The following is a 24,976-nucleotide window of genomic DNA, read 5'->3' as shown; positions in this document are numbered from 1 at the left end:
GCAGAATCCTCCTTTACCGGACCATCATCGTCAGATTTCCTGAGGCGACAATGACCGTAATGCAGAGAAAGAACATCAGCGAAACAACTGCGAGCGCTGCAAAAATATAAATAACGCTTTTGCTGATAATGTCGAGGCAGGCAATGACTGGCCCTCCGCCAACGGGCTGAAGAATCGCTGCAGCAAATTTATAGATAAAGGCAAGCGAAAGCACTTTAATGGCGGGGAAAACAGCGATAAAAAGCAGAATGGCTGCACCGATGATCCCGACAGTATTTTTCAGAAGCACTGATGCGTTAATCACGGTGTCAGCTGCATCCGTAAACATCCGTCCGAGAACCGGAACAAAATTTCCTGTTATAAATTTTGCCGTCTTGATCGTAACGCCGTCCGTTATCGCTGCTGAGGCTCCCTGTACGGAGATGACTCCAAGAAAGATAGTAAGAAATGTAGCAAGAAGACCAATGCCGGCATTCCGCAGAAGCTGTGCCAGCTGAGTGACTTTATATTTGTCAGTAAGGGTGCTTACGATGCTCAGGAGGGCTGATAAAAACAGGAGCGGAAGAACAACATGCTGGATGAGAAAGCCGCTTGTATTCATGAGGAATAAAATTACCGGATGAAAAAAGGCTGCCGAAACCAATCCCCCTGAAGAGGCCATAAGCGCCAGCAAGAGCGGAATCAAGGATATAATGAATCCTGTCATTGCCTGAATGGCGTCGTTCGTATATTGAATCGCGACATGAAAGCTGTTGAGCGCGAGAATGATCAGCACGAGGTACACGATGGAGTAGGCCGCTTTGCTGATGGCACTTTGCTGAAAGGCTGTCTGCAGCATTTGAAGCAGCATGCTGAAAATGGTCAGCAGAATCAGTGTGCCCAGCAGCTTGCCGTTTGCCAGTAATTCATAAAAGAGATACTTGGCGAACGCTTTGATCCATTCCATCGGAGAAAAGCTTTTTTCCCCTTTTATATAATCAAAAAGGCTGCCTTTTTGGCTTTCAGGCAAATAGCCGCCGTATTTCGTTAAAATATCATTCCAATATTTCTGCATATCGCCGATTTGAAGCTTGTCCGCCTGTTGATTGACAAGCTCTTCCTGATTTGCAGAGCTGTTGTTTTCTGCATATACGGCAGAAGGCAAGATCCACAAGCCCAGAATCAGCAAAGCAGCAGCCAGCTTTTTCATCATAACCTACTCCTCCTGCAGCCTAAAAAGACGGAATCAATCCGATGACGGTTTCAATGATCACGGTCAGAATCGGAATCGCCATGGCGAGAATCAGTATTTTGCCGCCAAGCTCGATTTTAGATGCGATGGCACCCTGTCCGGCATCCTTTGTCAGCTGTGCCCCAAATTCGGCAATATAGGCAATGCCGATAATTTTTAAGATTGTTTCTACATACATGACATTTACATTGGCACTGACCGCTATTTTTTCGATCATTGCGACGACCTGGTAGACTTGATCTATTAAATAAAGAAAAATCACACAGCCGGAAAATACGACCAGCAAAAAAGCAAAGGAAGGCTTTTGTTCCTTAATAATGAGTGCCAGAAAAGTGGCAATTAACCCAATGCCTACTATTTGAAGAATTTCAATTTTTGAGCCCCCCTCTACCCTTGAAACAGGAAGACTGCTTTAATTTTCTTGAAAAGATCATCAACGATGGTGGCAACCATGAAAAGAATATAGATAAAGCCAAGCAATGTAACCCATTGGGCGTATTCTTTTTTCCCCATTTGGTCCAGAATCGTATGAAGGAAAGCCACCACAATTCCAATTCCGGCTATTTGAAAAATCGCGTTAACGTCGACACCCATCGCTGATTCCTTCTTTCCTGATTTATTCTCTGCATAGATGGTTTTACATTAAGAGAATGACAATGAGAAGACCTGACAGAAAACCAAGACTCTTAATCATCTTTTCGTTCTTCGCCTGCCTTTCCTCTGCATCACCGCTCTCTCTTTCAAGGTGAACAAGCGCCAGCCTGATATGCTTCTGCTGTGACACAAGATCATGCTTTCCAAGCGTTTCGCCAAACTGCCTGAGCACTTCCATTTCACCTGCTCTGACCGGAGACTTTCTTTCAAGTTCCTTGAGGCTTTCTTCCCAGGCAGCTTTCACGTTTGTTCCTCCCTGAAGCAAGAGCCTGGAGAACCTGCTGAAAAACTTTGAAATCGGCCCGTCGGTCTGTTCGCCTATATCTTTTGCTGCAAGCCCAAGCGGCTTATGGGAAAATACAATCTCTGCCTCCAAGGCCTGAAGAGCTGTTTTCAGCTGTCTGAGCAGTTTGGTCCTGTCAGAAAACCGCCTGGCAAATTCAAATCCGATAAACGTACTTGCAGCCACAATCAGCACTGCGCCGATCAGCTTCACCATGATCCTGCACCAGCCTTTAAGAAAAGGTTTTTCCGTTCTTCATTCAGAATGGCCCCGACAGCACCAGGCGCTGCTCCTCTTTTGAGCTCAACATATCTGTCAAAAACACGGGCATCAATCAGCTCTTTCATAAATGGCCTGTGCAAAAGATCCTCTGTGTGATAGCCGTGGACGGTTACAAATAGCTGAACACCTGCATGAACTGCTTCCATGACAGCCCCCATATCCTCTTTTCTGCCGATTTCATCCGCAATCAGCACATCAGGACTCATGGATCTGATCAGCATCATCATCCCTTCTGCCTTTGGGCAGCCGTCCAGTACATCCACTCTTGTCCCGAATCGATGCTGTGGAATCCCGCTGACACAGCCGGCAATTTCAGATCTTTCATCAACAATCCCTGCTTTTTGAGGAGAGATGGAGCCATAGCCTTCTGTCACAACCCTGGCAAGGTCTCTGAGAAGCGTTGTTTTGCCAGTCTGAGGAGGGCCGATGATCAGCGTATTCAGCCATCTGCTGTTATATAAATAGGGGATAAGCGGTTCTGCTGTTCCGATTTTCTGCCTGGCAATCCGAATGTTAAAAGAAGCTACATCCCTGATCATTTTGACGGTACCGTTTTCTGTAATAACCTTTCCGGCAAGACCGACCCGATGACCGCCTTTCATGGTAATGTATCCCCTTTTCAGCTCTTCCTCCATGGCATAAATGGAGTATCCGCTGATTTCATTCAGCAGGCTCATACCGTCTTCTTCTCCCGCTTCACATTCCAAATAAACAGGGCTTCCTGAAAAAATGAGCTCTACAGGCCGGTATAGGCGGATTCGAATTTCCTCCAGCTTGTCCAAATCCTTCTTCGGAAGATCTTCGATTTTTCTCCTGATCCGTTCAGGAAGCACGTCCAGGATCTCTTTCATACCCAATCCTCCTTCGTGGCTCATATCTCAAGTTTATGCCTGATGAATGCGAATATGACATCCTGTCCCGTGCAGGAATCTGCTTTCTAAGGCTTAAAGACCCCAACGAGAATCAGCCCTACGCCAAGTGCGATAATGATCAGTTTTCCATACGAGATTTGATCGGCAATCTGGAAAACACCGATAGTCATCGTCGTCACTAAAATCACCGGCCCCACAAAGGCCAGCATGCTGTTAATGGCAACAGCTTTTTTCACATCGTTAAAAACAAGCATTAAAATCGCTGCTGTTAATTCAATAGACGCTGATAGAATTCGAAGGCCTGCCATTGCTGCAACCGTACTGTCAAAGGAAGATAACCACTTTTTCATATTTCACCGCCGATTATAAATTTTGCAATTTGTACAAGATATGCCCGCAGGAATCAAATCATTAGTTCTTTTTCGCGTTTTTAGCATAAAGAAGAGCGCAAGGCAGCTTTTCAGCTTGCATTGCGCTTTTTACAATAATATATAAAATTGGCTGTTGATTTCCGTTTCAGGCGTCCGCTTTCCGCGGGGCGGGCGGTGAGCCTCCTATGCGCTTAAGCGCATGCGGGGTCTCACCTGTCCCGCTGCTCCCGCAGGAGTCGGCCGCCTTCCACTCCAATCAACAGGTGCGTAAAAATCAACCTTCCTCTTTAACATAGATAAAGACAAAGAAATCCACCTAAAGATCGAGTCATATAGTTGAGAGTGGGACTTTTTCAAATAAATATAAAATGATGAATTGGGTGAAGCTCTTTTCCTTAAAAGCAATAGAAGGAATTGCACTCAAAAATTAGTAGAAAACAGCAGCTTTATAATCTTTGCTGATTTACAGCCTTTCCCAATAAAGAAGATTGCAGAAATCAGAAATTAGGAATAACCAACTTACAGCTGAAATGAAATAGAATCTATTCAAACAAAAAGAACCAGCGCTGTCATGCAGCACTGGTTCTTTTGCGGGTTTAACCTCGGGAAATATAGGAGCTGTCAGTAGTGTTGATGATCAGAGTATCGCCTTCGTTCACGAAGAATGGAACTTGAACAGTCAGGCCTGTTTCAACGGTCGCAGGCTTTGTTCCCCCTGAAGCTGTATCGCCTTTAATGCCCGGTTCTGTTTCAGTAACCTTTAATTCTACTGTGTTAGGAAGCTCCACACCGAGTGTTTCTGTTTGGAACATCATGATATGTACTTCCATGTTTTCTTTCAAAAACTTCAATTCATATTCAATCGCAGCAGCCGGAAGCTCGATTTGGTCATATGACTCTGTATCCATGAATACGTGCATGTCGCCGTTTGCATAAAGGTACTGCATTTTGCGCGTTTCAATCTGTGCTCTCGCTACTTTTTCACCTGCACGGAATGTTTTTTCCTGAATGGCGCCGGTACGAAGATTGCGCAGCTTAGAACGGACAAATGCTGCTCCTTTGCCTGGCTTAACGTGCTGAAAATCAATAACGCGCCAGATGCCGTTATCCACTTCTATTGTAAGTCCTGTACGAAAATCATTCACTGAAATCATTTATGTTTCCTCCTAGCTTTTGCGTAAGGCTTTTCGAAAGTTATGAGCCTTATAGTATAATGAGTTCTTTTGAAGAAGTTGTCAATGCTTCATTGCCTGCATCTGTGATGACGGTGTCATCTTCAATCCTTACGCCGCCAATTCCTGACAGATAAATACCCGGTTCAACCGTAACAACCATGCCTGGTTCAAGAAGCGTTTCAGAGCGGACGGAAAGAGCAGGACCTTCATGCACTTCAAGGCCGAGGCCATGGCCAGTGCTGTGGCCGAAGTACTCGCCATAGCCTTTTTCTGTAATATAATTTCTGGTAAGAGCGTCCGCTTCTTTTCCTGTCATACCCGGTTTAATGCCATTCATAGCACGAAGCTGGGATTCAAGAACAACTGCGTAAATTTCTTTCAGCTGATCACTCGGCTCTCCAACTGCAAAGGTTCTCGTAATATCTGAGCAATAGCCTTTATAGTAAGCCCCAAAATCAAGGGTAACGAAATCCCCTTTTTCAATCACCTTGCCGCTTGCAGCACCATGAGGCAGTGCAGAACGGTAACCGGAGGCTACGATAATATCAAATGAAGAAGAAGCTGCTCCGTTCTTTCTCATAAAAAATTCGAGTTCATTGGCTACGTCAATTTCTTTCAGGCCGGCTCTAACATATTGAAGAATATGCGTATAGGCTGCATCGGCGATCTCCGCTGCTTCCTTTAATATCTTAATCTCCTCCGGAGACTTAATCAAGCGCAGTTTTTCGATCGTTCCTGACACTGGCACAAGCTCAATTCCGCTGAGCGCTTCCTTGTATTGATTGTAGAGCGCAAAAGTCATATGATCCTGTTCAAATCCGAGCCTTTTGATGCCCAATTCCTTGGCTTTATCTGCTGCTTCTTTAATAATCGGCCCTTTATGCTCAACAACTTCAAATTCATCCACCTGTTTAGATGCTTGTTCTGTATATCTGAAATCTGTTAAAAAGACAGCTTTATCCTGAGACAGGACGCCAACACCTGAAGAACCGGTAAACCCTGTTGCATATCTTCTGTTATATTCCCCTGTGATCAAAAGCCCGTCAACATTTAAAGCTTCAAACTCATTGCGAATTCTCTCTGTTTTCATTTATTTTCTCTCCCCTTTAACTCGATCAGTGCCTGCAATGCAAGCCGGTATCCGGCAAACCCAAGACCGATGATCTGCCCATATGTAACTGGTGCCGTAACAGATTGGTGGCGGAATTCCTCCCTGGCATGAACATTTGACAGATGAACCTCAACAACCGGAACGGAAATGCCTGCCACAGCATCCCTGATTGCATAGCTATAGTGGGTAAAAGCTCCAGGGTTCAGTACAATGCCTGCATAGCGGCCTTCTGCCTCATGCAGCGCATCAATCAAATCTCCTTCATGATTGGACTGCAGGCACGTAATTTCTGCTCCTGCTTCTTCCCCAAACTGCAAAAGGCCTCTTTCCAAGTCCAGCAGAGTTTCCGCTCCATAAATGTCCGGCTCTCTTGTGCCTAGCCTGTTCAAATTAGGGCCGTTTAGTATTAAATAGGCATCCATTGCTTCTTCCCCCAATGATCAGACTTCTATGTATGGTTCTGCATGCTGTGAGCATACAGATTTAAAAAAACCATTATACAGAATATTCTACCATAGCAGCCGGGAATCCTCTAATGGTTTGCGGGTTTTGCCTTTTGATTTGTACCCAGTTCATTCTCCTCAAACGAAATCGAATAGCCGACGAATACACCAAATAGGATGTACAGGCATATGGTTGTTACATTTGTATCCCGCGTGTACTCCCCCGCATTTTTTACAGCAGGAAAAAGAAAAGCGAACCCATAAAAAACGAGAATCCATAATAATACTCCATAGAAAAAGCCGCCCCACATGGATTTCACTTTTTTAAAAACGGCATAGTAAAGAAAAGCAGCCAAAATGGAGAGAAGACCAATCAGTAAAATACTAAGCAGATTTCCCCAGCGTCCATCCTTCCATCCCGCTTGGACAAATGGCTGCAAAATAAGGTTCGGACTGATCTCTGCAAAACTCAGAAAATGAGCAAGCCATCCTAATGAACTCCAAAGCACGCCTCCTACAAAGCCTGTTACCATGATTCTCTCAAAAAAAGAACGTCTTCTTTCTTTCCTGCTCAATGAAGGCTCTGTTAAATCAAAGGTATTTCTGTCCCGTTTATCCCGCCTGTCCTGACCTCTCGTCATCATGATCACCTCACCCATCATAATGCCCATCAGGACCGCTTCTCATGCGGATTGAAAGCTCCCTTGCTCAAGCGTCTTTCCTATGCTTTTTCAGGTGTAAGAACTGTCAGGCGGGGTATACTATCAATATTACTTTTATCACCAGTTAAATATTGACTTATTCAGCATTTCGAAATTTCCGGACGCTTGAGATTATTTGTAACTTCCAGCTAGTTGTTTGAAGTCTTTTTAGGTAAAATAGAAGATATAGAGAGGGATTTTCGTTTCAGAACGATTACCGGGAAGATGACCCTCTGCGGCATCTTTTCTTGCTATTTGGCGAATCTTTTCATGAAACCGCACCTCCCCCTCTAGAATGGTGCTCAGGCATCATTAATGACTTCAGATAGGTTGGTGTTACATGTCTAAATCAGCGAAACCTGCTTATGGCGGGCAGGCAGTAGTGGAAGGCGTCATGTTTGGCGGCAAAAAGCATTACGTTACAGCAATTCGGAGGAAAAACAGAGAACTGGAATATTTCCGGCTCCCCCGCGAAGAAAAGGAGTCCCTTAGAAAGCTCAAGAAAATACCTTTTTTAAGAGGAATCGTGGCAATTTTGGAGGCCAGTGCCAACGGCACAAAGCACCTTAACTTTTCCAGTGAGCGATACGAGCTGGATCCTTCGGAAGATTATAAGATTGAAGAAAGCCGCAAGGAATCCAAGATGTCTATGTATTTTGGGCTCGCATTAATGGGGATTCTGACGTTTCTTTTCGGGAAGTTCGTTTTTACACTCGTTCCTCTTTTTCTCGCAGAGCTGACAAGGCCGATTTTTTCAACCGATTTCTCGCAAATACTGGTTGAAGGAGCCTTTAAGCTGATTTTTCTGCTGGCATATATTTATTTTATTTCCATGACCCCTATGATCAAAAGGGTTTTTCAATATCATGGCGCTGAGCATAAAGTGATCAACTGCTATGAAAACGGTCTTCCGCTTACTGTTGAAAATGTTCAGCAGCAGTCAAGGCTGCATTATCGATGCGGAAGCAGCTTTATCCTTTTTACAGTCATCGTCGGCGTCTTTGTCTATATGCTCGTCCCTACAGACCCATTATGGGTAAGGGTCCTGAACAGGATTGCCTTAATTCCTGTTGTCCTTGGCATCGCATTTGAGGTGCTGCAGGCTACGAACAGCCTCCGCGGCATCCCTGTGCTCCGCTGGCTTGGATACCCGGGTTTATGGCTGCAGCTCCTCACGACAAAAGATCCCGCAGATGATCAGGTGGAAGTGGCGATTGCAAGTTTTTCTGAATTATTGAGATTAGAAGAAGGAACAAAGCCGGAAAAAGAAGAAATCGTTTAGTCACTGGTAATTTGAAGGGGAGGTGGACTTATGAAACGCAAATTCAATCCATTTTTCTTGATTATTTCAGCTCTTGGGCTATACGGGCTTATTGATATGCTCGTTCATCGTCCCGCCGTTTTATTTCAGCAGCTCGCCGTTATAGTGGTGATCGGTGCAGTTGTTTACCTTCTTTTCAGATATTTTATGAAAAAGCAGGCAGGATCTGAATATTCCTCCTACCAAAAAGCACTTAAAAGGTCCAAAAGACGCGGCAGTGAAAAGCAAGGGGCAGCACCTAGAAATAACATCTCCCCGATCCGAAGAGCTTCAAGCCCCGTATCAGGGAGAAAGAAAAAGCAAAAACAAAAGCAGTCGCATTTAACCGTGATTGAGGGAAAAAAAGGCAAAAAGAAAAATCGCGCCCTATTTTAATTGTGGCCGGTTTTCTGGCGTTAAGGCTTGAGGGATTCCAGCAGAGTCTCTCAAGACCCCTTCGATTAAAATGGATCGTTTGCCATCAGTAAGTCCATTTTTTAAGAAAATCAAATGTTCGTTCCCTGCCTAGCTCAATGAGAGCTAGCTTTTTTTCTGCCGTCATTTCAAACTCAGTCGTCACCACATAATCAACTGGAATGAAAACAATGTTTTTTTCATGCTTTTGCAGTATATGGCGCGTATCGTGAGCATCTTTCATTGTTTCAAAAAGGGCAGTGTACATTTCAAAAGCATTCCGGATTTGTTTTTTCGGTCTGTAGTCATCTCCTGCACTCAGCTTGAACCCTATGACAGGCCGAATCCGGATTTTTTCTTCTGTAAAAAGCCAAATAGGAAAATTGCTTAATACCCCGCCGTCCACAACAATGCTTCTGCCAGCGCTTGCGGTCAGCTTTACCGGTTCAAAGAAATAAGGAAGACTGCAGCTCATCCGAACCGCCCTTGCGACTGAAAACCGATCAGGCGAAAGGCCGTACTGCAAAAGATCATCAGGCAGAACAATCATTTTACCGTTCGTCAAATCAGAAGCAATGATCCGCAATCTGCCGGCAGGTATATCACCAAAAACCGATATGCCCTTTGCTCTCAGCTTTTCTGCGACCCATGCCTCCAGCTTATTTCCTTTATATAATCCAAGGCGCCAGTAAATGGAAATCCACCGAATAAACCGAAAAGGGAAAAGAGCTTTCCGTTCATCCAAAAATTCCTTTAATTCCAAGTCTTCCATCAGATGCATAATTTCATCGCTTGTATACCCTGCAGCTAAAAAAGCGGCTATGATGGCACCGGCACTTGTTCCAGCCATACGGGCAAAGCGGAAGCCTCTCATTTCAACTGCCTGGCAGGCCCCTATAAGAGCAAGCCCTTTAATGCCCCCGCCCGAAAACACTCCATCAATATACATTTCACACGCCTCCCGCCAACGTTACTATGTTATTGCGGGGACAATGGTGAATAGACCGTTAATTTGAGGAAGCAAGGAAGCAGAGGGACGGTTCTTGTGCTTCCTAACAGAAGCATAGGGACGGTTCTCATGCTTCCTAAAGCAAGGGATTTACCCTTAGCCTGGTTTTTTGAAGCCGCATATAAACCTATAATCCTGTATGTAAAACTCTGTGGGTGCATATAAAGCCCAGATGACGCATGCAAGCATCCAAGGCTGCATTTAAATTTCTGAAACCTGCATATTAATTTCTAAAACCTGCAAATAAATCTTCCAAACCCGCATATATAAGGGGTATTTCAGCTTTAACAACGCTGATTTTAGCAGCAATTCCCTTAAAAAGTGCTCAAAATGAAAGCAATTCACATAAAAAGACGCTGCAGAGAGAGAATTTCAACCGTTTATCGAACCATGTTCCACTTTTTTCCGCAAACAAAAAACAGGGCTATGCCCTGTTATACCTGCTCACTATGCTCATTATTTTTTTGCACTGTTCTGAGGTCCTCTAATCGTTTCCCTTTTTCTTCAAAATATTGTACAAGGTCCCCGATTCTGTCGATGGCATTCCAGCTAAGATGATGTTCGATTCCTTCAACATCATGGTAAATGCGCTCCTCTTCTACTCCGATGATGCGCATAAATTGCTCAAGAAGATCATGTCTGTAAACGAGACGCTTGCCGATTTTCTTTCCTTTTGGAGTTAAAATCAGGCCCCGGTATTTTTCATATATTAAGTATTCATCTTTATCAAGCTTTTGCACCATTTTCGTCACTGAGGAGGGATGTACATCTAGGGCTAGGGCGATGTCTGAGACCCGTGCGTAGCCTTTTTCTTCGATGAGTATGTATATTTGTTCGATGTAATCTTCCATGCTCGGTGTTGGCATGCCTTTTCCTCCAATGCTTTGGCCAATCTTGCCTATTTTGCCGCTCTTAACAAATCATTACAAGTGTACAATAGTTCATGTAGTATATCAAGGCGGCTTTATCGTAAATTGTTTCTTTTTAGAGCTTAAAAAAGAAGGCCGGAATTTCCGGCCTTCTCTGACTTTCTACAAACCGCACTTCAGCTGGGCACCGCAGCTTGTGCAAGTGTTGCACCCGCCAAGGTCCTCAACAGTACCTTCCCGGCAGACAGGGCAGGTATTGCCGACTTCATTTCCGACTGTCACGTTCGTTGAGCGCAGATCATTGATCGTATCAACGAGGACAACCTTCCCTTTTTCTTGAGTTTCAGCTGGTTTTTCTTCTTCATCAAATGTATTCTCTTCAGCTTTTAGCGTCAGAACCTGTGAATCACGGCTGCCGTCTACATAAACGGTACCGCCTTTTGCTCCGCCTTTGTAAAGACGCTCGTACACTTTTTCAACCTGGTCCACACTGTAGCCTTTCGGCGCATTGACTGTTTTGCTGATGGAGCTGTCAATCCAGCGCTGGATCACACATTGAACATCTGCATGAGCGTTTGGTGAAAGCTCCATTGCAGAGATAAACCATTCCGGCAGGTTGGCTGGATCAGCTTCTGGATGCTGATCAAGGTATTCCTGAACAATGTCTGCTTTCACTTCAATAAACTTTCCTAAGCGGCCGCTTCGGAAATAAGAGAAGGAGAAATACGGTTCAAGTCCTGTGGAAACACCAACCATTGTTCCTGTGCTGCCTGTAGGGGCAACGGTCAGCAAATGAGAGTTGCGGATACCATAATGAACAATGTCTTCTCGAATTTCCTGAGGCATTTTTTTCATGTAGCCTGTTTCGGTGAAGGCATTGCGCAGGCGTGCTTCTTCTTCCTTATTTTCTGCTGTCAGGAATGGGAAGCTGCCTTTTTCCTTCGCCAGCTCGACAGATGCCTTGTACGCTGAAACGGCAATCGTTTCAAATACTTTATCAACGAGCTCGTTGCCTTTTTCTGAGCCGTACTCTGTTTCACAGTAAATCAGAAGATCGTGAAGGCCCATAACGCCAAGACCTACACGGCGTTCACCCAAAGCCTGCTTTTTGTTGTCTTCAAGAAAATAAGGTGTGGCATCAATCACGTTATCCTGCATTCTGACTCCGACTTCCACTGTCCGGCGCAGCTTCTCAAAGTTGACTGTTTTAGTTTCTTTATCAGCCATTTCTGCAAGATTGACTGCTGCAAGATTGCACACGCTGTATGGTGCAAGAGGCTGCTCGCCGCATGGGTTCGTCGCCACAACCTTCTGTCCGTAGCTCGCTGCATTCGTCATATCGTTTGCATTATCGATAAAGAAAATCCCAGGCTCAGCAGAGTAGGTTGCACAAACATTAATCAGGTTCCAAAGCTCTTTGGCTTTAATGGTGCGGTATGTGCGGACTTTATAGCCCTTTGCTTCCCATTCGCGCACATCGCCTGATTTATGCCATTCTTCGTTATACACTTTCATCTCCTCAGGGCTGTAGGTTTCAACATCAGGGAAACGGAGCGCATAGTCGCTGTCATTTTCGACAGCTTCCATGAATTCCTTTGTCAGCGTGATGGAAATATTGGCCCCTGTTAGAAATTCAGAGTTATGGACGCTGTAATGACCGCCGATTTTCAGCTTCATTTCTGCATCTTTAATGGTTTTTTCGCTAAAGCCGCCAGTTCCGGGAATCGTTTTGTAGTTAACGATTCCCTGGTACATATCCTGTTCCTGAGCAGTGAGCGGCTTAAATTTGAGTTTATCCTTTGCGGCTTTTTTAATGCTTTCATCTTCCGTATTCTCCAGTAAATATCGGAGAATGCGGGGATTCTGCATTTTTGAAATAATAAAGTCCACAATATCAGGATGCCAGTCAGCAAGCATAATCATTTGGGCGCCGCGCCTTGAACCGCCCTGTTCGACCAAATGCGTCAGCTTCGCAATATCATCAAGCCAGGACACAGAACCTGAGGATTTTCCGTTTACCCCTCTTGCAAGGGCATTTCTCGGACGCAGTGTGGAACCGTTCGTTCCGACTCCCCCACCGCGGCTCATAATTTCCATCACCTGCTTGCGGTGCTCTGAAATACCTTCTCTTGAATCCTGAATGAATGGCATAACATAGCAGTTGAAATACGTAACATCTGTCCCTGCACCAGCACCGTAAAGCACTCGACCTGCCGGGATAAAATTCAAGTTCACCAGTTCGCTGTAGAACTTTTCAAACCATTCTTTCTGCTTTTCCTCTGTTTCTTCAACAGAGGAAAGTCCTGCTGCATTCCGCTTGGCAATTTGTTCATAATACAGTTCCAGCGGCTTTTCAATAACGTCAAGCGAACGTTTAATAATGCCTGTTTCAGCTTCCTCCGGTTTATCCAGTGAATGTCTGTATTCTTCATCCACCAGCACCTGCGCAGTTTTTTCATTCCAGTCAATGTCGATTAAAAAGCCAAGCCCTCTTGCAGGAAACTTTGGATCTTCCTTGATTGTAAGAACGACGAAATCCCCTTTGGACAGCGTGACCTTTTCTGTATCCTTAAAGGTATAGCGATCCAGCATAACGAGCCTTGACACCCCTTTATGGGTGATATGCATATCTTCTGTAATCGGGTGGACTTGCGGAAACAAGGTTATATCCTTATTGAGCTTTTCCACATCGACCTGCATTTTTTCTACGGATGAAACGGGCATTCTAACAACTCCTCTATCTTTATGTACGGCTATTCCTTTTATTTTGCAGTCTGCTTTTGTCCTGTTTTCTAGAGATGAAATCAAGAAGCAGCAATCCTAATGATGGGGGGTGAATGTGCAAGTAATCGATTGTCAGCAGTTGAAGGAAACGAGCCTAATCTCTTAATAAAAGGTATCATAAACCGCTCTTTAAAATCAACATATAGTAGTCTGTTTTTTAAATAATATACTATATGTTGAGTTTCATTCATCTTTTCCCTGTTTTGTCAAATCGAAAACTTATTAAAAACAAAAGAAAACACGATGAAATTGAAGCCTTAATGATATAGACTGCAAAAAAGGAAGGTTTTTGTCGCTTGCAATTTTAGCGGCATGATAAAATCAGGAAAATGGTGTCATAATTTCTATCTTTTGTATGCTGCTTCCACCAATTTTTTTACCATAAGGATTATCATCAGGATAGAACATTTGTTCCTTATTTTCAATAGCAGGTTTTGACAAAGGAGCAAAAAAGAATAAGCGGCAGGGCTGCCGCTTAATTTTTGGCTTAGTTAAATTTAATTTTCTTACAAGACAATGCTCATCTCTTAAAATTCCAAGCATCACTTTCATATTTAGTTTTAGCAATGTGTTCAACGTAAACAAGCTCGTCTTTTGTCAGCTCATAAGGCTCCAGTTCTATATTCAGTCCTTGTTCAAAGCCTTTCCGAAATGCCGTTTTAGCTTCCTCCATGCTGACAGGCTCTTTTCTAAGAGCATTGGCTGCAACAGCTTTATTCTTAAAATTGCGCTGCATTCTTTCTCTCAGTCTGTCACTGGAATATAGGAACAAGTCAAACAGCTTGTCTTCGTCAATATCGAGCAGGATTGAGCCATGCTGAAGGATCACTCCCTTTTGCCGCGTCTGAGCGCTTCCTGCCACCTTTCGGCCTTCGACAACGAGTTCATACCAGGAAGGCGCATCAAAGCACACAGCCGATCTCGGATTTTTCAAACCATCCTTTTCCTCCTGTGTCCGCGGAACAGCAAAATAAGCATCAAGGCCAAGGTTTTTAAACCCTTCCAATATGCCTTCTGAGATAACTCTATAAGCTTCTGTTACCGTTTTTGGCATATCCGGGTATTCCTCTGAAACAATTACACTGTATGTAAGCTCCTGATCATGCAATACACCTCTGCCGCCAGTCGGCCTTCTCACAAATCCGAGACCGTACTTGCTGACAGCTTCCATGTTGATATCCTTTTCAACCTTTTGAAAATATCCTATGGAAAGCGTTGCAGGCGACCAGCCGTAAAAACGGATCACAGGCGGAATTTTCCCTTCGCTGTGCCAGTCAAGCAGCGCCTCATCGAGCGCCATATTAAAGGCAGGCGGGCAATTGCCAGAATCAATGAACCGCCAAACTTCTTTTCCCATATGCTTACCCTCTTTTTGCTATGTATTAGTGGTCTTTTACTAGTCTACCAAAAGGAGGTACTGAATAAAATACATTCGCACCATTCTCTTTGGCAGTGAGCCTAAATTAAGGCTTGTAAAATTTTTTCCGCCCGAAGCCGCCAGGTTATTCGGATGACATTTCATGGTTCCTTCTATATAATAGATATAGTTCAAATAGATTTTAGCAGCATGCAGAAGGAGTCGAAATCATTGTCTTCACTTTATTTTCTAATCGCGATCCTGGTGGCGGTCATCGCCTACTCCGTTTTCACCTATTTTAACCAGAAAAGAATCATGAAAAAACTAACAGAAGAAGAATTCCGAGCAGGCTATCGAAAAGCCCAGCTGATTGATATAAGGGAACCGAACGAGTTTGACGGCGGCCATATCCTGGGAGCCCGCAATCTTCCGCTTTCCCAAATGCGCCAGCGCTACAAGGAGCTTCGAACGGATCAGCCTATCTATCTTTATTGCCAGAACGAAACCCGTTCCGGAAGAGCTGCACAGCTTCTCCACAAAAAAGGCTATACAGATATTAACTGCCTTAAAGGCGGATTTAAACAATGGTCAGGCCGAATCAAGAAAAAATAATAGGAAAAACCGGCACAGAAGAACCGTGCCGGTTTTTTTAATCTACTCATTTGATTCAGAGATTCTTCCAATAAAAAAGCCTTCGACCTGGTCAAGCTTACCTCTCCATAGGAAGGTGCTTCCAGAAGGTGTCGGCTGCTGATCGCCGCAGTATATTCTTGTATCCTTTAAATGGATGAAAACAGTAGAGTTGCTGTCGCGGCCGACTTCGCTTGCATTTTGGAATCTTTCCGAGAAGCCTTTTGACACGCTGTTGCCATTACGGAACAGTTTGGAAAGCTCTGTGAAATATTCTGAGGTAGAAATCAGCGTTCCTGAAACAAGACTGCCATGGACAGAAAGCGTAAGATCAAGAGAAAATTGTTCCTGGTTTGCTGCTAAAATGTAGGCTTCAAGCACCGGATCAAAAATCTCACCGCTTTGTGCACTCATATTTATTCACCTCCAGCTTGCCGAAGAGATTCGCTTGTATCATCATTATTAGTAATCACTGTGCCTTGCTTTTTCCCGCTTTCAGATCCAGCAGAACTTTTATCCTGTTCCACTTTCTTCTCTTCTTCCTTCGATTCTGGGGCTAGGCCTGGTACTGATTCTTCTTCGCTTACATCGCCATTTTCAATCTTTTCCAGGCTTTCTTCCTTGTTCTTTTTTCCAAAGGAAGGGATAGCGCTGCTTACAGAATTAGCAGCATATCCTCCAGCTGACTTCACTTTGCCGGCTGCCTGTGTAAAACCCTCTGCTGCAGACTGTTTCAATGAAGAAAACCTTCTTTTTGAAGCACTTCCGATCTCCAGACTCTTATCTTTTACAGTACTGCCGGAAGTTTTCAGCATTTCTCCTGCTCTTGCAGAACCAGACTTAATTGTGCTTCCTGCTTTAGGGTGTGTCAGTACGCCGATTAGCGCTCCCGCGATGGCTCCAATGGACGCTCTCAGTGCCAGATTTTTCTTGTTGGCCATGTTTATTCCTCCTGATTTTACCCGTTTTTTTATGTATAGGTTAGTTTTTCCGATGCATGCAGCAATATGTATCCTTTGCAAATTGTGATGTTTGATACATTCCCTTTTCATACATCTTTAAACCTGATTAGGTTCGAAACAGGACCTTTGGAGGGTTATTTCTATTTTTACTAAACAAAAAAGCCCCTTTTAGGCAAGGGGCTTTTTTGCTGGTCAGACCGTTTGCAGCGGCTGCTTCTGGTAGCGCAGAACAGGCTTTCTGGCTGCCAGTGTTTCATCAAGGCGCTTGATCACCGTAGTGTGCGGCGCTTCCTGAACCATTTCGGGATTTTCTTCCGCTTCTTTGGCAATTTGAATCATCGCCTCGATAAAAGCATCGAGTGTTTCTTTGGATTCTGTTTCTGTCGGTTCAATCATCATGCCTTCCTCTACATTCAGCGGGAAGTAGATTGTCGGCGGATGATAGCCGAAGTCAAGCAGCCTTTTAGCCATGTCCAACGTTCTCACGCCAAGCTTTTTCTGACGTCTTCCTGAGAGAACAAATTCATGCTTGCAATGACGGTCATATGGAAGCTCGAAATAAGGTGCCAGACGGCGCATCATGTAATTCGCATTCAGTACAGCATTTTCCGTCACCGCTTTTAAGCCGTCCGGTCCCATTGTGCGAATGTACGTATATGCCCTGACATTGATTCCGAAATTGCCATAGTAAGGCTTCACACGCCCAATCGATTCAGGGCGGTTGTATTCAAAGCGGTAAGTGTCATTTTCTTTCACAAGCACAGGCTTCGGCAAATAAGGAATCAAATCCTTTTTCACTCCGACAGGTCCTGAGCCAGGGCCCCCTCCGCCATGCGGGCCAGTAAACGTTTTATGAAGGTTAAGATGGACCACGTCAAAGCCCATATCTCCAGGACGCGCCTTGCTCATAACCGCATTCAGGTTTGCTCCGTCATAATAAAGCTTGCCTCCAGCTTCATGCACAATCTTCGCCATTTCAAGGATATTTTCTTCAAATAATCCAAGTGTATTCGGATTGGTCAGCATAAGGGCTGCTGTATCCCTGCCCACAACTCTTCTCAGATCTTCCAGATCCACCAATCCATTTTCATCTGATTTAACCGTTACTGTGTCAAAACCAGCCACTGTGGCAGAAGCAGGATTTGTACCATGAGCAGAATCCGGCACAATCACTTTCGTCCGTTCATGATCCCCGTTTGCTTCATGATAAGCCCGGATCATCATCAGGCCAGTCCACTCACCGTGTGCCCCTGCGGCAGGCTGAAGGGTTACTTCATCCATTCCGGTAATTTCCTTTAAATGCTCCTGAAGATCAAACAGCAGTCCCATTGCTCCCTGAACAGTGCTTTCATCCTGAAGCGGGTGAATATGAGCAAACCCGGGAATTCTTGCAATAGCTTCATTAATCTTCGGATTGTATTTCATTGTGCAGGATCCAAGCGGATAAAACCCTGAGTCTACCCCGTGATTACGCTTGGAAAGAGCCGTATAATGCCTCATAATATCAAGCTCGGAAACCTCCGGCAAATCCGTTTCTTCCTCGCGCAAATAGTCTGCAGGAATGTATTCATTCAGTTCCTTCACTTCAATATCCATTTCTGGAAGGCTGTAGCCGGTGCGTCCCGGCTTGCTTAATTCGAAAATGAGTGCCTGATCCTGATTATGCATGCTGCACGACCTCCAATTCCTTCACAAACGTGTCAATCTCTTCTTTTGTCCTTAACTCAGTAACAGCAACAAGCATATGATCTTTAAGCTCCGGATAGGAAAGACCGAGATCGTATCCGCCGATGATTCCTTTTTCAATCAAGCGGGCATTAGCCTCCTTAACTGAGCCTTGCAGCTTGATGACGAATTCATTAAAAATCGGACCTTCAAAGGCAATTTCTGCTCCTGCTTCTTGAAAGCGGCGTTTAGCATAGTTTGCTTTCTGGATATTCTGAGAAGCCATTTCGATGACGCCTTTTTTGCCGAGAGCTGTCATGGCAACAGAAGCAGCAAGTGCATTCAGTGCCTGATTGGAGCAAATATTGGATGTCGCTTTTTCCCGTCTGATATGCTGCTCTCTCGCCTGCAGCGTTAAAACAAAGCCTCTTTTGCCATCCTCATCCTTCGTTTGGCCGACTAGCCGTCCAGGAACCTTTCTCATTAGCTTTGAAGTAACAGCAAAGTATCCGCAGTGCGGCCCGCCAAATGCTTGCGGGATACCAAACGGCTGGGCATCTCCAGTCACGATATCCGCCCCGAACTTTCCTGGAGGAGCAAGCACCCCAAGCGCCAGCGGATTGGAAGAGACAACCATCATGCCGCTTCCGCTGTGGGCAATCGGTTCAATTTTGTTCAATGGCTCAATCTGGCCAAGAAAATTCGGATACTGCACAAGCACTGCTGCAACATCCTCTGACATTTGCGCCTGAAGTTCTTCCAGGTCAGTCAATCCGTTCGCAAGCGGAATTTCAACCACTTCAATGTACTGCCCTTTTGCATAAGTTTTGATGACATCTCTTGATTCAGGATGCACACCCTGTGACACAAGAATCTTTTTCTTTTTCGTATGGCCTGTCGCAAGCATTGCTGCTTCTGCAAGAGCTGTTCCGCCGTCATACATGGAGGAATTGGCCACATCCATTCCAGTCAGCTCGCAAATCATCGTCTGGTATTCAAAGATAGCCTGCAGTTCACCTTGAGAAATTTCAGGCTGATATGGAGTATAGGCTGTATAAAATTCAGATCTGGAAATCACATGATCCACAATAACAGGTGCATAATGATCATAAACCCCAGCCCCAAGAAAAGAAGCGTATTGCTTTGTATCCTTGTTGGTACCGGCAAGCTTGGTCAGCTCTCTTGTCAGTTCAGTCTCGGATTTCGCTTTTTTTATGTTATATTCTCCCTTAAAACGGACGTTTTCAGGGATGTCTGAAAACAATTCTTCAACAGATTCAGCGCCAATGGCGGCAAGCATTTCCTTTTGGTCCTGTTCTGTCATCGGCAAATAGCGATGCTTCATCTTGTATGCCCCCTTCTTCTACTCATTATTTTTTTGGACGCTTGTAAAATGGTGTTTCTGCAACGGCTGCTCTCAGGCGTTTATTTCTGATTTCAACCTCAAGCTCTGTCCCGATCCCTGCAAAGTCCCGCTTCAGCAGTGCAAGACCAATATTCTTTTTTAATGTAGGCGATTGAGTGCCTGTCGTTACTTCCCCAACAAGCTCTTCCCCGCTGTATACTTTATAGCCATGACGCGGAATGCCTTTATCAATCATTTCAATCCCGGCGAGCTTCCTGTCAGCGCCTTGTTCCTTCTGTTTTTTCAATGTTTCTTTACCAAAAAAATCAGCTTCTTTATCAGGCTTTACTGCAAAACCGATTCCAGCTTCAATTGGTGTAATTTCCTTTGACAATTCCTGTCCGTACAGCGGCAGATTTGCTTCAAACCGGAGCGTGTCTCTTGCTCCAAGGCCGCATGGAAGAAGTCCTTCAAGCTTTCCGGCTATCAGCATTTCCTTCCATAGAAACTCAGCATCTTCTGAAGAGCAATAGATTTCGAATCCATCTTCACCGGTGTATCCTGTTCTGGAAACAAGCGCTTTGGCGCCTTCAATATCAACATGATCTTTAAATTTAAAAAACTTAATCTCTGATAAATTTTCCGCAGTCATTTTTTGCAATATCTGCTCAGCCAGCGGACCCTGGACCGCAAGCTGCGCCACTTTGTCAGAAATATTTTCAATCTCTGCCTGGCCGTCTGCATGAGATTTCAGCCAATCAAAATCTTTATCAATGTTCGATGCATTCACCACAAGCAAATAATCATCTTCGTCTTTTTTATAGACAAGGAGGTCATCGACTGTTCCGCCGTCTTCATAGCACATTGCTGTATATTGGGCTCCTCCGCTTTTCAGCTTGGATACATCATTGGTCAGCATCTTTTGAAGGTAATCCAGGCTGCCTGTGCCTTTTACCGTTATTTCGCCCATATGGGAAACATCAAATAGACCTGCTTTTGTCCTTACCGCTTCGTGCTCTTCTTTAATAGAAGAAAACTGCACAGGAAGATCCCATCCTCCAAAGTCGATCGTTTTGGCACCGGATTCTTTGTAAACCTCGTATAACGGTGTTCGCTTTAAATCTGCCATTCCGTATCCCCTCCAATATTAAAATGCACCAGCAAAAAGGACAGAGTACTCCCTTTTGTCAAACGGAAGTCTCTGTCCCCAGCACCTGAAAGTTTACCCGTTAAAAACGGGCTTTCCCCTTTGGTGGCCTGTCAAAAATCATGCAGGCTCTCTCCAGAGCTGCGTCAGGCAGGAGTCTTTTTGCCTGAGAGATTCACATCATTTGTTTGCTCCTTCGGCGCTGCACCATTCTATGCAGTCTCTCCCCCTGCTCTCATTCGCATATATATTCTGGTTATATGGCAATACTAAAACATGTATGTATGTAAGAAAAATTTATTTATTACTAACTTTCTTACTACTTCATATCCTACCATTTTCTACAGTGTTCGGCAATCAAGATTTTTCTTAATAATTAAATGATAAATTATCAAATCATTCGTATTTACGATAATATTAAACACTTTAACAGTTCCGAAACGCATTAAATAGATATAAAGAAGAACATTCATGAAATGAGGCTGAAAAAATGAAAAGGCATTCACATTTAAATGTCCAGGTGAATATCGATACGTCCTGGCAGGATGAGTTTTTTGCCCGGCTCGAGCAGGACGGCCCGTGGAGCAATTGGGAGCTGTACAAGCTATCTTCAGAGATTCAGACTCATTTAGCGGTTCCTGAATTTGAAGGATTGCAGGCTCCCCGGCACCTGCCTGACTTTACCCCTCTCCCCCATCAGCTTGAAGTGGCTAAAATGGTCGTTGAGAACATGAACGGAAAAGCCATCCTGGCTGATGAAGTTGGACTCGGGAAAACGATTGAAGCCGGACTGGTTCTGAAAGAATATATGATTCGCGGACTTGTCAAAAAGGTTTTAATCTTGGTTCCAGCCTCCCTTGTGTCGCAATGGGCAAGAGAGCTGAATACCAAATTCTACATTCCGGCTGTTGAGCAAAAGAAAAGCTATGTTTGGGAGCAATGCGACATTGTCGTTTCCTCCATTGATACAGCCAAACGGAGTCCTCATAAGGAAATTGTGCTGGAGCAGCAATATGATATGGTCATTATCGATGAAGCTCACAAACTGAAAAATAATAAAACGAAAAACTATGAGTTTGTTCTGCAGCTGAAAAAGAAATACTGCCTGCTGCTGACAGCCACTCCGATCCAGAACAGAATTGAAGAAATCTTTAACCTAGTTTCTCTCTTGAAGCCGGGCCATCTTGGAAATGAAGCGTATTTCTCAGAGGTCTATTCGGCGAAAAACCGCCAAGTTGAATACCACGATCACCTTCGGGAGCTGGTTAATAAGGTGATGATCCGGAACAGGCGCGGGGACACAGGAATTGAATGGCCAAAACGGATCGTGGAAAACGTTCCAATCACCTTTTCAGAAACAGAGCGGAATTTGTATGAGGCCATCTGTGATGTGAAAAACCTTTCTCCAATGGGAGTTCCGATGTTTTCCCTGATGACGCTGCAAAGAGAAGCATGCAGCAGCAGGGAAGCTGTTTATATGACGCTGAAAAAAATGCTGGAACGGCCTGAGGAGGAAGGCAAGCCATTTCCGCCTCACGTGATCAATCAATTAATAGAAGAAATTCATCTGGTTGAAATGAATTCAAAGGCTGAAAAGGTTCTTGAGCTGATTAAACAAATAGATGATAAGGTCATTATTTTTACCGAATACAGGGCAACCCAATTCTTTCTGCAGGTCTTTCTGAAAGAGCATGGCATCTCCTCTGTTCCGTTCCGCGGCGGCTTTAAACGCGGCAAAAAGGATTGGATGAAGGAGCTCTTCAAAGGCAGCATGCAGGTGCTGATTGCAACAGAAGCAGGCGGCGAAGGCATCAACCTGCAATTTTGCAGCCATATTATCAATTACGACCTGCCTTGGAACCCAATGCGCCTTGAACAAAGAATCGGGCGGATTCACAGGCTTGGCCAGGAGCGGGACGTACACATATACAATCTCTCCGTTAAAAATACAGTGGAAGAGCACATATTAAAGCTGCTGTATGAAAAAATTAATTTGTTTGAAAAAGTAGTTGGCGAGCTTGATGAAATTCTTACAAAGCTTGAAATCGGAAATTTCGAAGATCACATCCAGGACATCTTCTTCCACTCCAGCTCTGAAGGAGAAATGAAAATTAAAATGGAGAACTTAACCTCTATCCTGTCCTATGGAGAAAATGAAACGGAAGCCAGAAAAGCTTCCAGCTAAGGAGGACCATCATGCAGCAAAGAGACATTCATTCATTGCTCCAGCGTTTTTTCACAGCAAACGGATGCAGCATAACAGAAAGCACTGAGGGGCATTTGGCTGTGCAGCTGACCGTTGAAATGGATAAAGAGCTGATGAACCGCCCTTTCTACTGGCATTATCTCGAAAAAACAGGCGGCATCCCAAATCCGCTCCCGCTCACATTAATTACGGAAAAAGAAAAAACAAATCCTGACCTAAAAGGCGAATTTATTCACTTCGGCGCCCCAAGACTGCATCAAATCTTTCAATCAGCGAAAGTGCTGGGCGGTTTTATCAGATTGTATGAAAAATCGGACAGCCAGTCAGGCAGTATGCCGCTTCACCCCTGGCTCGGGGTAAACATTCAAGTTTCCTACCAATGTGACATGAAAAAGGATCTGCTCTACTCTATCGGTTTGAACTTGATTAGCGGAGCAATGGCAGAGGATTTCCAGCACAAAATTGAGCTTCTGCAGATGACGCCGAAAATTCCTGACCTCTGCTTCACGATGTCGCCTCTCGTCAAGCCGCAAAGCGGACTGAATCGGATCTACTCTTTTATTCAAGATAAAATACAGCAGGAAGAACACACATGGGCTGATGATGCCAGACAGCGCTGGAACGCGGATCTTATGCTATTAAATCACTTTTACGAGAATCTTGAAGAAAAACCAGAGGCGTATTGGCTCGAAAAAGAAGCGCTTCGTGAGCTATACGAACCAAAAATTACAATTTCCGTTCAAAATGGTGGTATATTCTACCTAAATCCATTTTCTATTGGTACAATATGACAAAACACCAAACCTTTTGACCTGCAGTCTAAATACCCAACGACGACAGCAACTCTCTTTTCCTGTGCTGCTGAAAGGAATTAATAGGTCCGGAAAGTCCCAGTTTCTCCGCCTTTTCGATGAAGTTGTTAAAATTTTTCAGTCTCGACACCGTTCAGCAAACTTTCTAAAAATTCAATTATATAATCATAGTACAAAGGTAGATTCATACATAAATGACTATCGATACACTAAAATGGATTTTTGTGGAATTCACCATCAGTAAAAGGCAAACTTGCTAAAAGGCAAGGACGCAAAGTCACGGGTCTAAAATTGCAGAGCAGAATAGGTGCAATCAGGATAGCCGGATTGCCTGAAATACTATTGTATTTTAGGAGGGTAATTGAGATGAGCGGAAAAGTGCCGGAATTGGAACCATTGGATCAGGAGTGGAAGGAACTTATTCTCTCTGCACTTGAGATGGGGATAACGTCTGAGGAAATTCGCAGCTATCTTCAATCATTTTCAGCAGCCAATGAAAAAATGCCCCAATTAGTGAAATAAATTTGTGATTTTCTCTGTTCTATTTATAGAAATTATCCCTTCGTTATATGCTATACTGTCTATATATAGGAAGGTGATAATATGATAGGCCAGCGCATTCGCAAATATCGCAAAGAAAGAAAACTCTCCCTATCTGAACTAGCAGACCGAGCAGGGGTCGCAAAATCATATTTAAGCTCTATAGAACGAAACCTTCAATCCAACCCATCCGTTCAGTTTCTGGAAAAGGTTTCAGCAGTGCTCGGCGTTTCTGTCAACACCCTGCTGAATGAAGAGGATGAAGAAGCCTATAAAACCCAGCTTGACTCTGATTGGGCAATCTTAGTGAAAGAGGCTATGCAATCAGGCGTCACAAAGGATCAATTCCGCGAATTCTTAGAGTTTAATAAATGGAGAATCGATCAATCAAAGAAATCATAAACGGCCATCGTGCCGTTTTTTCTTTTTTAGCTGACTGCGTGGTAAATCCAGAGGCTGTGCATACCAAGGATCAGCGTATACAAGATACAGGCAGCAGCAGTTGCCCACCTTAGAAATACATTTATTTTAATCGGGACATTTATGACGAGAGCAACAAGTATAAGAGAAAAGGAAAGCTTAACGGCAGCAAATAAAATGGGATCAGCCTGATAAAGAGCATTCATTACAGGATTCAGCTCATATATAAACCCAAGCTTTAACCCGCTGAACGTCGCACACATATCCAGCACATTAACGATGGCAAGATAGACAAACGCTTTTTTCACAAGTAACTGCCTCCTTTCCTATTAGTTAATTATCCCCTTTCGATAGAAAGAAAACCAATTTCGCGATTGGAATACGCAGAGTTTA

The 24,976-nt window shown here is 44.2% G+C and carries 28 protein-coding genes and 2 riboswitches; of the genes, 7 read left to right on the top strand and 21 right to left on the bottom strand.

Annotated features, from left to right (window positions below; all coding sequences use genetic code 11):
- Positions 1 to 13: 13 nt before the first annotated feature.
- The 10 genes from spoIIIAE to LRR81_RS03040 form a co-directional block, all read right to left on the bottom strand.
- Positions 14 to 1,189 (bottom strand): stage III sporulation protein AE, encoded by a 1,176-nt coding sequence (gene spoIIIAE, locus LRR81_RS03085; RefSeq protein ID WP_231788602.1) that lies wholly within the window; start codon positions 1,187 to 1,189, stop codon positions 14 to 16.
- Positions 1,190 to 1,211: 22 nt separating this feature from the next.
- On the bottom strand, positions 1,212 to 1,604 hold the full coding sequence (spoIIIAD, locus tag LRR81_RS03080; protein WP_231788601.1) for a stage III sporulation protein AD: 393 nt from the start codon (positions 1,602 to 1,604) through the stop codon (positions 1,212 to 1,214).
- Between the two features lie 14 nt (positions 1,605 to 1,618).
- On the bottom strand, positions 1,619 to 1,825 hold the full coding sequence (gene spoIIIAC / locus LRR81_RS03075; RefSeq protein ID WP_231787819.1) for a stage III sporulation protein AC: 207 nt from the start codon (positions 1,823 to 1,825) through the stop codon (positions 1,619 to 1,621).
- Positions 1,826 to 1,868: 43 nt separating this feature from the next.
- Positions 1,869 to 2,384 (bottom strand): stage III sporulation protein SpoIIIAB, encoded by a 516-nt coding sequence (gene spoIIIAB, locus LRR81_RS03070; RefSeq protein ID WP_231787818.1) that lies wholly within the window; start codon positions 2,382 to 2,384, stop codon positions 1,869 to 1,871.
- A complete protein-coding gene (spoIIIAA, locus tag LRR81_RS03065) occupies positions 2,378 to 3,301 on the bottom strand; it encodes a stage III sporulation protein AA (RefSeq protein WP_231787817.1) in 924 nt (307 codons plus the stop codon). The genes spoIIIAB and spoIIIAA overlap by 7 nt, the downstream gene beginning before the upstream one ends.
- 86 nt (positions 3,302 to 3,387) lie before the next feature.
- Positions 3,388 to 3,672: a YqhV family protein gene (locus tag LRR81_RS03060; RefSeq protein ID WP_231787816.1), complete on the bottom strand. Its 285-nt coding sequence runs from the start codon at positions 3,670 to 3,672 to the stop codon at positions 3,388 to 3,390.
- 617 nt (positions 3,673 to 4,289) lie between these two features.
- Positions 4,290 to 4,847: an elongation factor P gene (gene efp / locus LRR81_RS03055; protein WP_231787815.1), complete on the bottom strand. Its 558-nt coding sequence runs from the start codon at positions 4,845 to 4,847 to the stop codon at positions 4,290 to 4,292.
- Positions 4,848 to 4,896: 49 nt separating this feature from the next.
- The gene (locus LRR81_RS03050) at positions 4,897 to 5,958 is read right to left on the bottom strand and encodes a M24 family metallopeptidase (protein ID WP_231787814.1); all 1,062 of its coding nucleotides are present in this window, start codon (positions 5,956 to 5,958) and stop codon (positions 4,897 to 4,899) included.
- Positions 5,955 to 6,401 (bottom strand): type II 3-dehydroquinate dehydratase, encoded by a 447-nt coding sequence (aroQ, locus tag LRR81_RS03045; protein WP_231787813.1) that lies wholly within the window; start codon positions 6,399 to 6,401, stop codon positions 5,955 to 5,957. The genes LRR81_RS03050 and aroQ overlap by 4 nt, the downstream gene beginning before the upstream one ends.
- Positions 6,402 to 6,511: 110 nt before the next feature.
- The gene (locus tag LRR81_RS03040; RefSeq protein WP_231787812.1) at positions 6,512 to 7,093 is read right to left on the bottom strand and encodes a YqhR family membrane protein; all 582 of its coding nucleotides are present in this window, start codon (positions 7,091 to 7,093) and stop codon (positions 6,512 to 6,514) included.
- A gap of 370 nt (positions 7,094 to 7,463) precedes the next feature.
- Between LRR81_RS03040 and LRR81_RS03035 the strand changes: the two genes are divergently transcribed.
- Both LRR81_RS03035 and LRR81_RS03030 read left to right on the top strand, forming a co-directional pair.
- The gene (locus LRR81_RS03035) at positions 7,464 to 8,405 is read left to right on the top strand and encodes a DUF1385 domain-containing protein (protein WP_231787811.1); all 942 of its coding nucleotides are present in this window, start codon (positions 7,464 to 7,466) and stop codon (positions 8,403 to 8,405) included.
- Positions 8,406 to 8,435: 30 nt separating this feature from the next.
- On the top strand, positions 8,436 to 8,819 hold the full coding sequence (locus LRR81_RS03030) for an SA1362 family protein (RefSeq protein ID WP_231787810.1): 384 nt from the start codon (positions 8,436 to 8,438) through the stop codon (positions 8,817 to 8,819).
- A gap of 85 nt (positions 8,820 to 8,904) precedes the next feature.
- Here the strand turns inward: LRR81_RS03030 and LRR81_RS03025 are convergent, their stop codons facing one another.
- The 5 genes from LRR81_RS03025 to LRR81_RS03005 form a co-directional block, all read right to left on the bottom strand.
- Positions 8,905 to 9,786 (bottom strand): patatin-like phospholipase family protein, encoded by an 882-nt coding sequence (locus LRR81_RS03025; RefSeq protein ID WP_231787809.1) that lies wholly within the window; start codon positions 9,784 to 9,786, stop codon positions 8,905 to 8,907.
- A 494-nt stretch (positions 9,787 to 10,280) separates the two neighbouring features.
- Positions 10,281 to 10,712, bottom strand: coding sequence for a transcriptional regulator MntR (gene mntR, locus LRR81_RS03020; RefSeq protein ID WP_231787808.1), 432 nt, complete (start codon positions 10,710 to 10,712; stop codon positions 10,281 to 10,283).
- Positions 10,713 to 10,877: 165 nt separating this feature from the next.
- Positions 10,878 to 13,439 (bottom strand): vitamin B12-dependent ribonucleotide reductase, encoded by a 2,562-nt coding sequence (locus LRR81_RS03015; RefSeq protein WP_231787807.1) that lies wholly within the window; start codon positions 13,437 to 13,439, stop codon positions 10,878 to 10,880.
- Positions 13,440 to 13,820: 381 nt separating this feature from the next.
- Entirely contained in the window at positions 13,821 to 14,051 is a 231-nt protein-coding gene (locus LRR81_RS03010) for a hypothetical protein (protein ID WP_231787806.1), read from the bottom strand.
- Positions 14,020 to 14,856, bottom strand: coding sequence for a lipoate--protein ligase family protein (locus LRR81_RS03005; protein ID WP_231787805.1), 837 nt, complete (start codon positions 14,854 to 14,856; stop codon positions 14,020 to 14,022). The genes LRR81_RS03010 and LRR81_RS03005 overlap by 32 nt, the downstream gene beginning before the upstream one ends.
- A 210-nt stretch (positions 14,857 to 15,066) precedes the next feature.
- On the opposite strand from LRR81_RS03005, the gene LRR81_RS03000 reads away from it, so the two are divergent.
- Positions 15,067 to 15,468 (top strand): rhodanese-like domain-containing protein, encoded by a 402-nt coding sequence (locus LRR81_RS03000; RefSeq protein ID WP_231787804.1) that lies wholly within the window; start codon positions 15,067 to 15,069, stop codon positions 15,466 to 15,468.
- A gap of 42 nt (positions 15,469 to 15,510) precedes the next feature.
- Here LRR81_RS03000 and gvpU read toward each other — a convergent pair whose 3' ends face one another.
- From gvpU to gcvT, 5 genes are all read right to left on the bottom strand, one after another.
- A complete protein-coding gene (gvpU, locus tag LRR81_RS02995; protein WP_231787803.1) occupies positions 15,511 to 15,900 on the bottom strand; it encodes a gas vesicle accessory protein GvpU in 390 nt (129 codons plus the stop codon).
- Positions 15,901 to 15,902: 2 nt separating this feature from the next.
- A complete protein-coding gene (locus tag LRR81_RS02990) occupies positions 15,903 to 16,427 on the bottom strand; it encodes a YtxH domain-containing protein (RefSeq protein ID WP_231787802.1) in 525 nt (174 codons plus the stop codon).
- Positions 16,428 to 16,640: 213 nt separating this feature from the next.
- Positions 16,641 to 18,116 carry an aminomethyl-transferring glycine dehydrogenase subunit GcvPB gene (gcvPB, locus tag LRR81_RS02985; RefSeq protein WP_231787801.1) on the bottom strand — a complete coding sequence of 492 codons (1,476 nt, stop codon included), beginning with the start codon at positions 18,114 to 18,116 and terminating at the stop codon, positions 16,641 to 16,643.
- Positions 18,109 to 19,458 carry an aminomethyl-transferring glycine dehydrogenase subunit GcvPA gene (gene gcvPA / locus LRR81_RS02980; RefSeq protein ID WP_231787800.1) on the bottom strand — a complete coding sequence of 450 codons (1,350 nt, stop codon included), beginning with the start codon at positions 19,456 to 19,458 and terminating at the stop codon, positions 18,109 to 18,111. The genes gcvPB and gcvPA overlap by 8 nt, the downstream gene beginning before the upstream one ends.
- Before the next feature lie 25 nt (positions 19,459 to 19,483).
- Positions 19,484 to 20,587 (bottom strand): glycine cleavage system aminomethyltransferase GcvT, encoded by a 1,104-nt coding sequence (gcvT, locus tag LRR81_RS02975; protein ID WP_231787799.1) that lies wholly within the window; start codon positions 20,585 to 20,587, stop codon positions 19,484 to 19,486.
- A 162-nt stretch (positions 20,588 to 20,749) separates the two neighbouring features.
- Positions 20,750 to 20,844: riboswitch (glycine riboswitch) on the bottom strand.
- Between the two features lie 251 nt (positions 20,845 to 21,095).
- Between gcvT and LRR81_RS02970 the strand changes: the two genes are divergently transcribed.
- From LRR81_RS02970 to LRR81_RS02955, 4 genes are all read left to right on the top strand, one after another.
- The gene (locus tag LRR81_RS02970) at positions 21,096 to 22,790 is read left to right on the top strand and encodes a DEAD/DEAH box helicase (protein ID WP_231787798.1); all 1,695 of its coding nucleotides are present in this window, start codon (positions 21,096 to 21,098) and stop codon (positions 22,788 to 22,790) included.
- An 11-nt stretch (positions 22,791 to 22,801) separates the two neighbouring features.
- Positions 22,802 to 23,602 carry a YqhG family protein gene (locus tag LRR81_RS02965; RefSeq protein WP_231787797.1) on the top strand — a complete coding sequence of 267 codons (801 nt, stop codon included), beginning with the start codon at positions 22,802 to 22,804 and terminating at the stop codon, positions 23,600 to 23,602.
- Positions 23,603 to 23,859: 257 nt separating this feature from the next.
- Positions 23,860 to 23,958: riboswitch (cyclic di-GMP riboswitch) on the top strand.
- Between the two features lie 31 nt (positions 23,959 to 23,989).
- A complete protein-coding gene (locus tag LRR81_RS02960; RefSeq protein WP_231787796.1) occupies positions 23,990 to 24,145 on the top strand; it encodes an anti-repressor SinI family protein in 156 nt (51 codons plus the stop codon).
- An 81-nt stretch (positions 24,146 to 24,226) separates the two neighbouring features.
- Positions 24,227 to 24,565 carry a helix-turn-helix domain-containing protein gene (locus LRR81_RS02955; RefSeq protein ID WP_231787795.1) on the top strand — a complete coding sequence of 113 codons (339 nt, stop codon included), beginning with the start codon at positions 24,227 to 24,229 and terminating at the stop codon, positions 24,563 to 24,565.
- Positions 24,566 to 24,591: 26 nt separating this feature from the next.
- Here LRR81_RS02955 and LRR81_RS02950 read toward each other — a convergent pair whose 3' ends face one another.
- Positions 24,592 to 24,891 (bottom strand): DUF5658 family protein, encoded by a 300-nt coding sequence (locus tag LRR81_RS02950; protein WP_231787794.1) that lies wholly within the window; start codon positions 24,889 to 24,891, stop codon positions 24,592 to 24,594.
- Positions 24,892 to 24,976 lie beyond the last annotated feature (85 nt).

Source organism: Metabacillus kandeliae, from assembly GCF_021166585.1.
Lineage (GTDB): Bacteria > Bacillota > Bacilli > Bacillales > Bacillaceae > Metabacillus_B > Metabacillus_B kandeliae.
This window is presented reverse-complemented; position numbering and strand designations above follow the sequence as displayed.

What these genes read in the sequence shown, in the direction of transcription:
- LRR81_RS02960 (WP_231787796.1), top strand. Translation starts at nt 23,990, where the DNA reads ATGAGCGGAAAAGTGCCGGAATTGGAACCATTGGATCAGGAGTGGAAG.
- LRR81_RS03035 (WP_231787811.1), top strand. Translation starts at nt 7,464, where the DNA reads ATGTCTAAATCAGCGAAACCTGCTTATGGCGGGCAGGCAGTAGTGGAA.
- LRR81_RS03015 (WP_231787807.1), bottom strand. Translation starts at nt 13,439, where the DNA reads ATGCCCGTTTCATCCGTAGAAAAAATGCAGGTCGATGTGGAAAAGCTC.
- LRR81_RS03050 (WP_231787814.1), bottom strand. Translation starts at nt 5,958, where the DNA reads ATGAAAACAGAGAGAATTCGCAATGAGTTTGAAGCTTTAAATGTTGAC.
- LRR81_RS03040 (WP_231787812.1), bottom strand. Translation starts at nt 7,093, where the DNA reads ATGGGCATTATGATGGGTGAGGTGATCATGATGACGAGAGGTCAGGAC.
- LRR81_RS02970 (WP_231787798.1), top strand. Translation starts at nt 21,096, where the DNA reads ATGAAAAGGCATTCACATTTAAATGTCCAGGTGAATATCGATACGTCC.
- gcvPB (WP_231787801.1), bottom strand. Translation starts at nt 18,116, where the DNA reads ATGCATAATCAGGATCAGGCACTCATTTTCGAATTAAGCAAGCCGGGA.
- spoIIIAE (WP_231788602.1), bottom strand. Translation starts at nt 1,189, where the DNA reads ATGAAAAAGCTGGCTGCTGCTTTGCTGATTCTGGGCTTGTGGATCTTG.
- aroQ (WP_231787813.1), bottom strand. Translation starts at nt 6,401, where the DNA reads ATGGATGCCTATTTAATACTAAACGGCCCTAATTTGAACAGGCTAGGC.
- mntR (WP_231787808.1), bottom strand. Translation starts at nt 10,712, where the DNA reads ATGCCAACACCGAGCATGGAAGATTACATCGAACAAATATACATACTC.
- gcvPA (WP_231787800.1), bottom strand. Translation starts at nt 19,458, where the DNA reads ATGAAGCATCGCTATTTGCCGATGACAGAACAGGACCAAAAGGAAATG.
- gvpU (WP_231787803.1), bottom strand. Translation starts at nt 15,900, where the DNA reads ATGAGTGCACAAAGCGGTGAGATTTTTGATCCGGTGCTTGAAGCCTAC.
- spoIIIAB (WP_231787818.1), bottom strand. Translation starts at nt 2,384, where the DNA reads ATGGTGAAGCTGATCGGCGCAGTGCTGATTGTGGCTGCAAGTACGTTT.
- efp (WP_231787815.1), bottom strand. Translation starts at nt 4,847, where the DNA reads ATGATTTCAGTGAATGATTTTCGTACAGGACTTACAATAGAAGTGGAT.
- LRR81_RS03005 (WP_231787805.1), bottom strand. Translation starts at nt 14,856, where the DNA reads ATGGGAAAAGAAGTTTGGCGGTTCATTGATTCTGGCAATTGCCCGCCT.
- LRR81_RS02955 (WP_231787795.1), top strand. Translation starts at nt 24,227, where the DNA reads ATGATAGGCCAGCGCATTCGCAAATATCGCAAAGAAAGAAAACTCTCC.
- LRR81_RS02990 (WP_231787802.1), bottom strand. Translation starts at nt 16,427, where the DNA reads ATGGCCAACAAGAAAAATCTGGCACTGAGAGCGTCCATTGGAGCCATC.
- gcvT (WP_231787799.1), bottom strand. Translation starts at nt 20,587, where the DNA reads ATGGCAGATTTAAAGCGAACACCGTTATACGAGGTTTACAAAGAATCC.
- spoIIIAA (WP_231787817.1), bottom strand. Translation starts at nt 3,301, where the DNA reads ATGAAAGAGATCCTGGACGTGCTTCCTGAACGGATCAGGAGAAAAATC.
- LRR81_RS03000 (WP_231787804.1), top strand. Translation starts at nt 15,067, where the DNA reads ATGCAGAAGGAGTCGAAATCATTGTCTTCACTTTATTTTCTAATCGCG.
- LRR81_RS03010 (WP_231787806.1), bottom strand. Translation starts at nt 14,051, where the DNA reads ATGAAAGTGATGCTTGGAATTTTAAGAGATGAGCATTGTCTTGTAAGA.
- spoIIIAC (WP_231787819.1), bottom strand. Translation starts at nt 1,825, where the DNA reads ATGGGTGTCGACGTTAACGCGATTTTTCAAATAGCCGGAATTGGAATT.
- LRR81_RS03030 (WP_231787810.1), top strand. Translation starts at nt 8,436, where the DNA reads ATGAAACGCAAATTCAATCCATTTTTCTTGATTATTTCAGCTCTTGGG.
- LRR81_RS03025 (WP_231787809.1), bottom strand. Translation starts at nt 9,786, where the DNA reads ATGTATATTGATGGAGTGTTTTCGGGCGGGGGCATTAAAGGGCTTGCT.
- LRR81_RS03060 (WP_231787816.1), bottom strand. Translation starts at nt 3,672, where the DNA reads ATGAAAAAGTGGTTATCTTCCTTTGACAGTACGGTTGCAGCAATGGCA.
- LRR81_RS02965 (WP_231787797.1), top strand. Translation starts at nt 22,802, where the DNA reads ATGCAGCAAAGAGACATTCATTCATTGCTCCAGCGTTTTTTCACAGCA.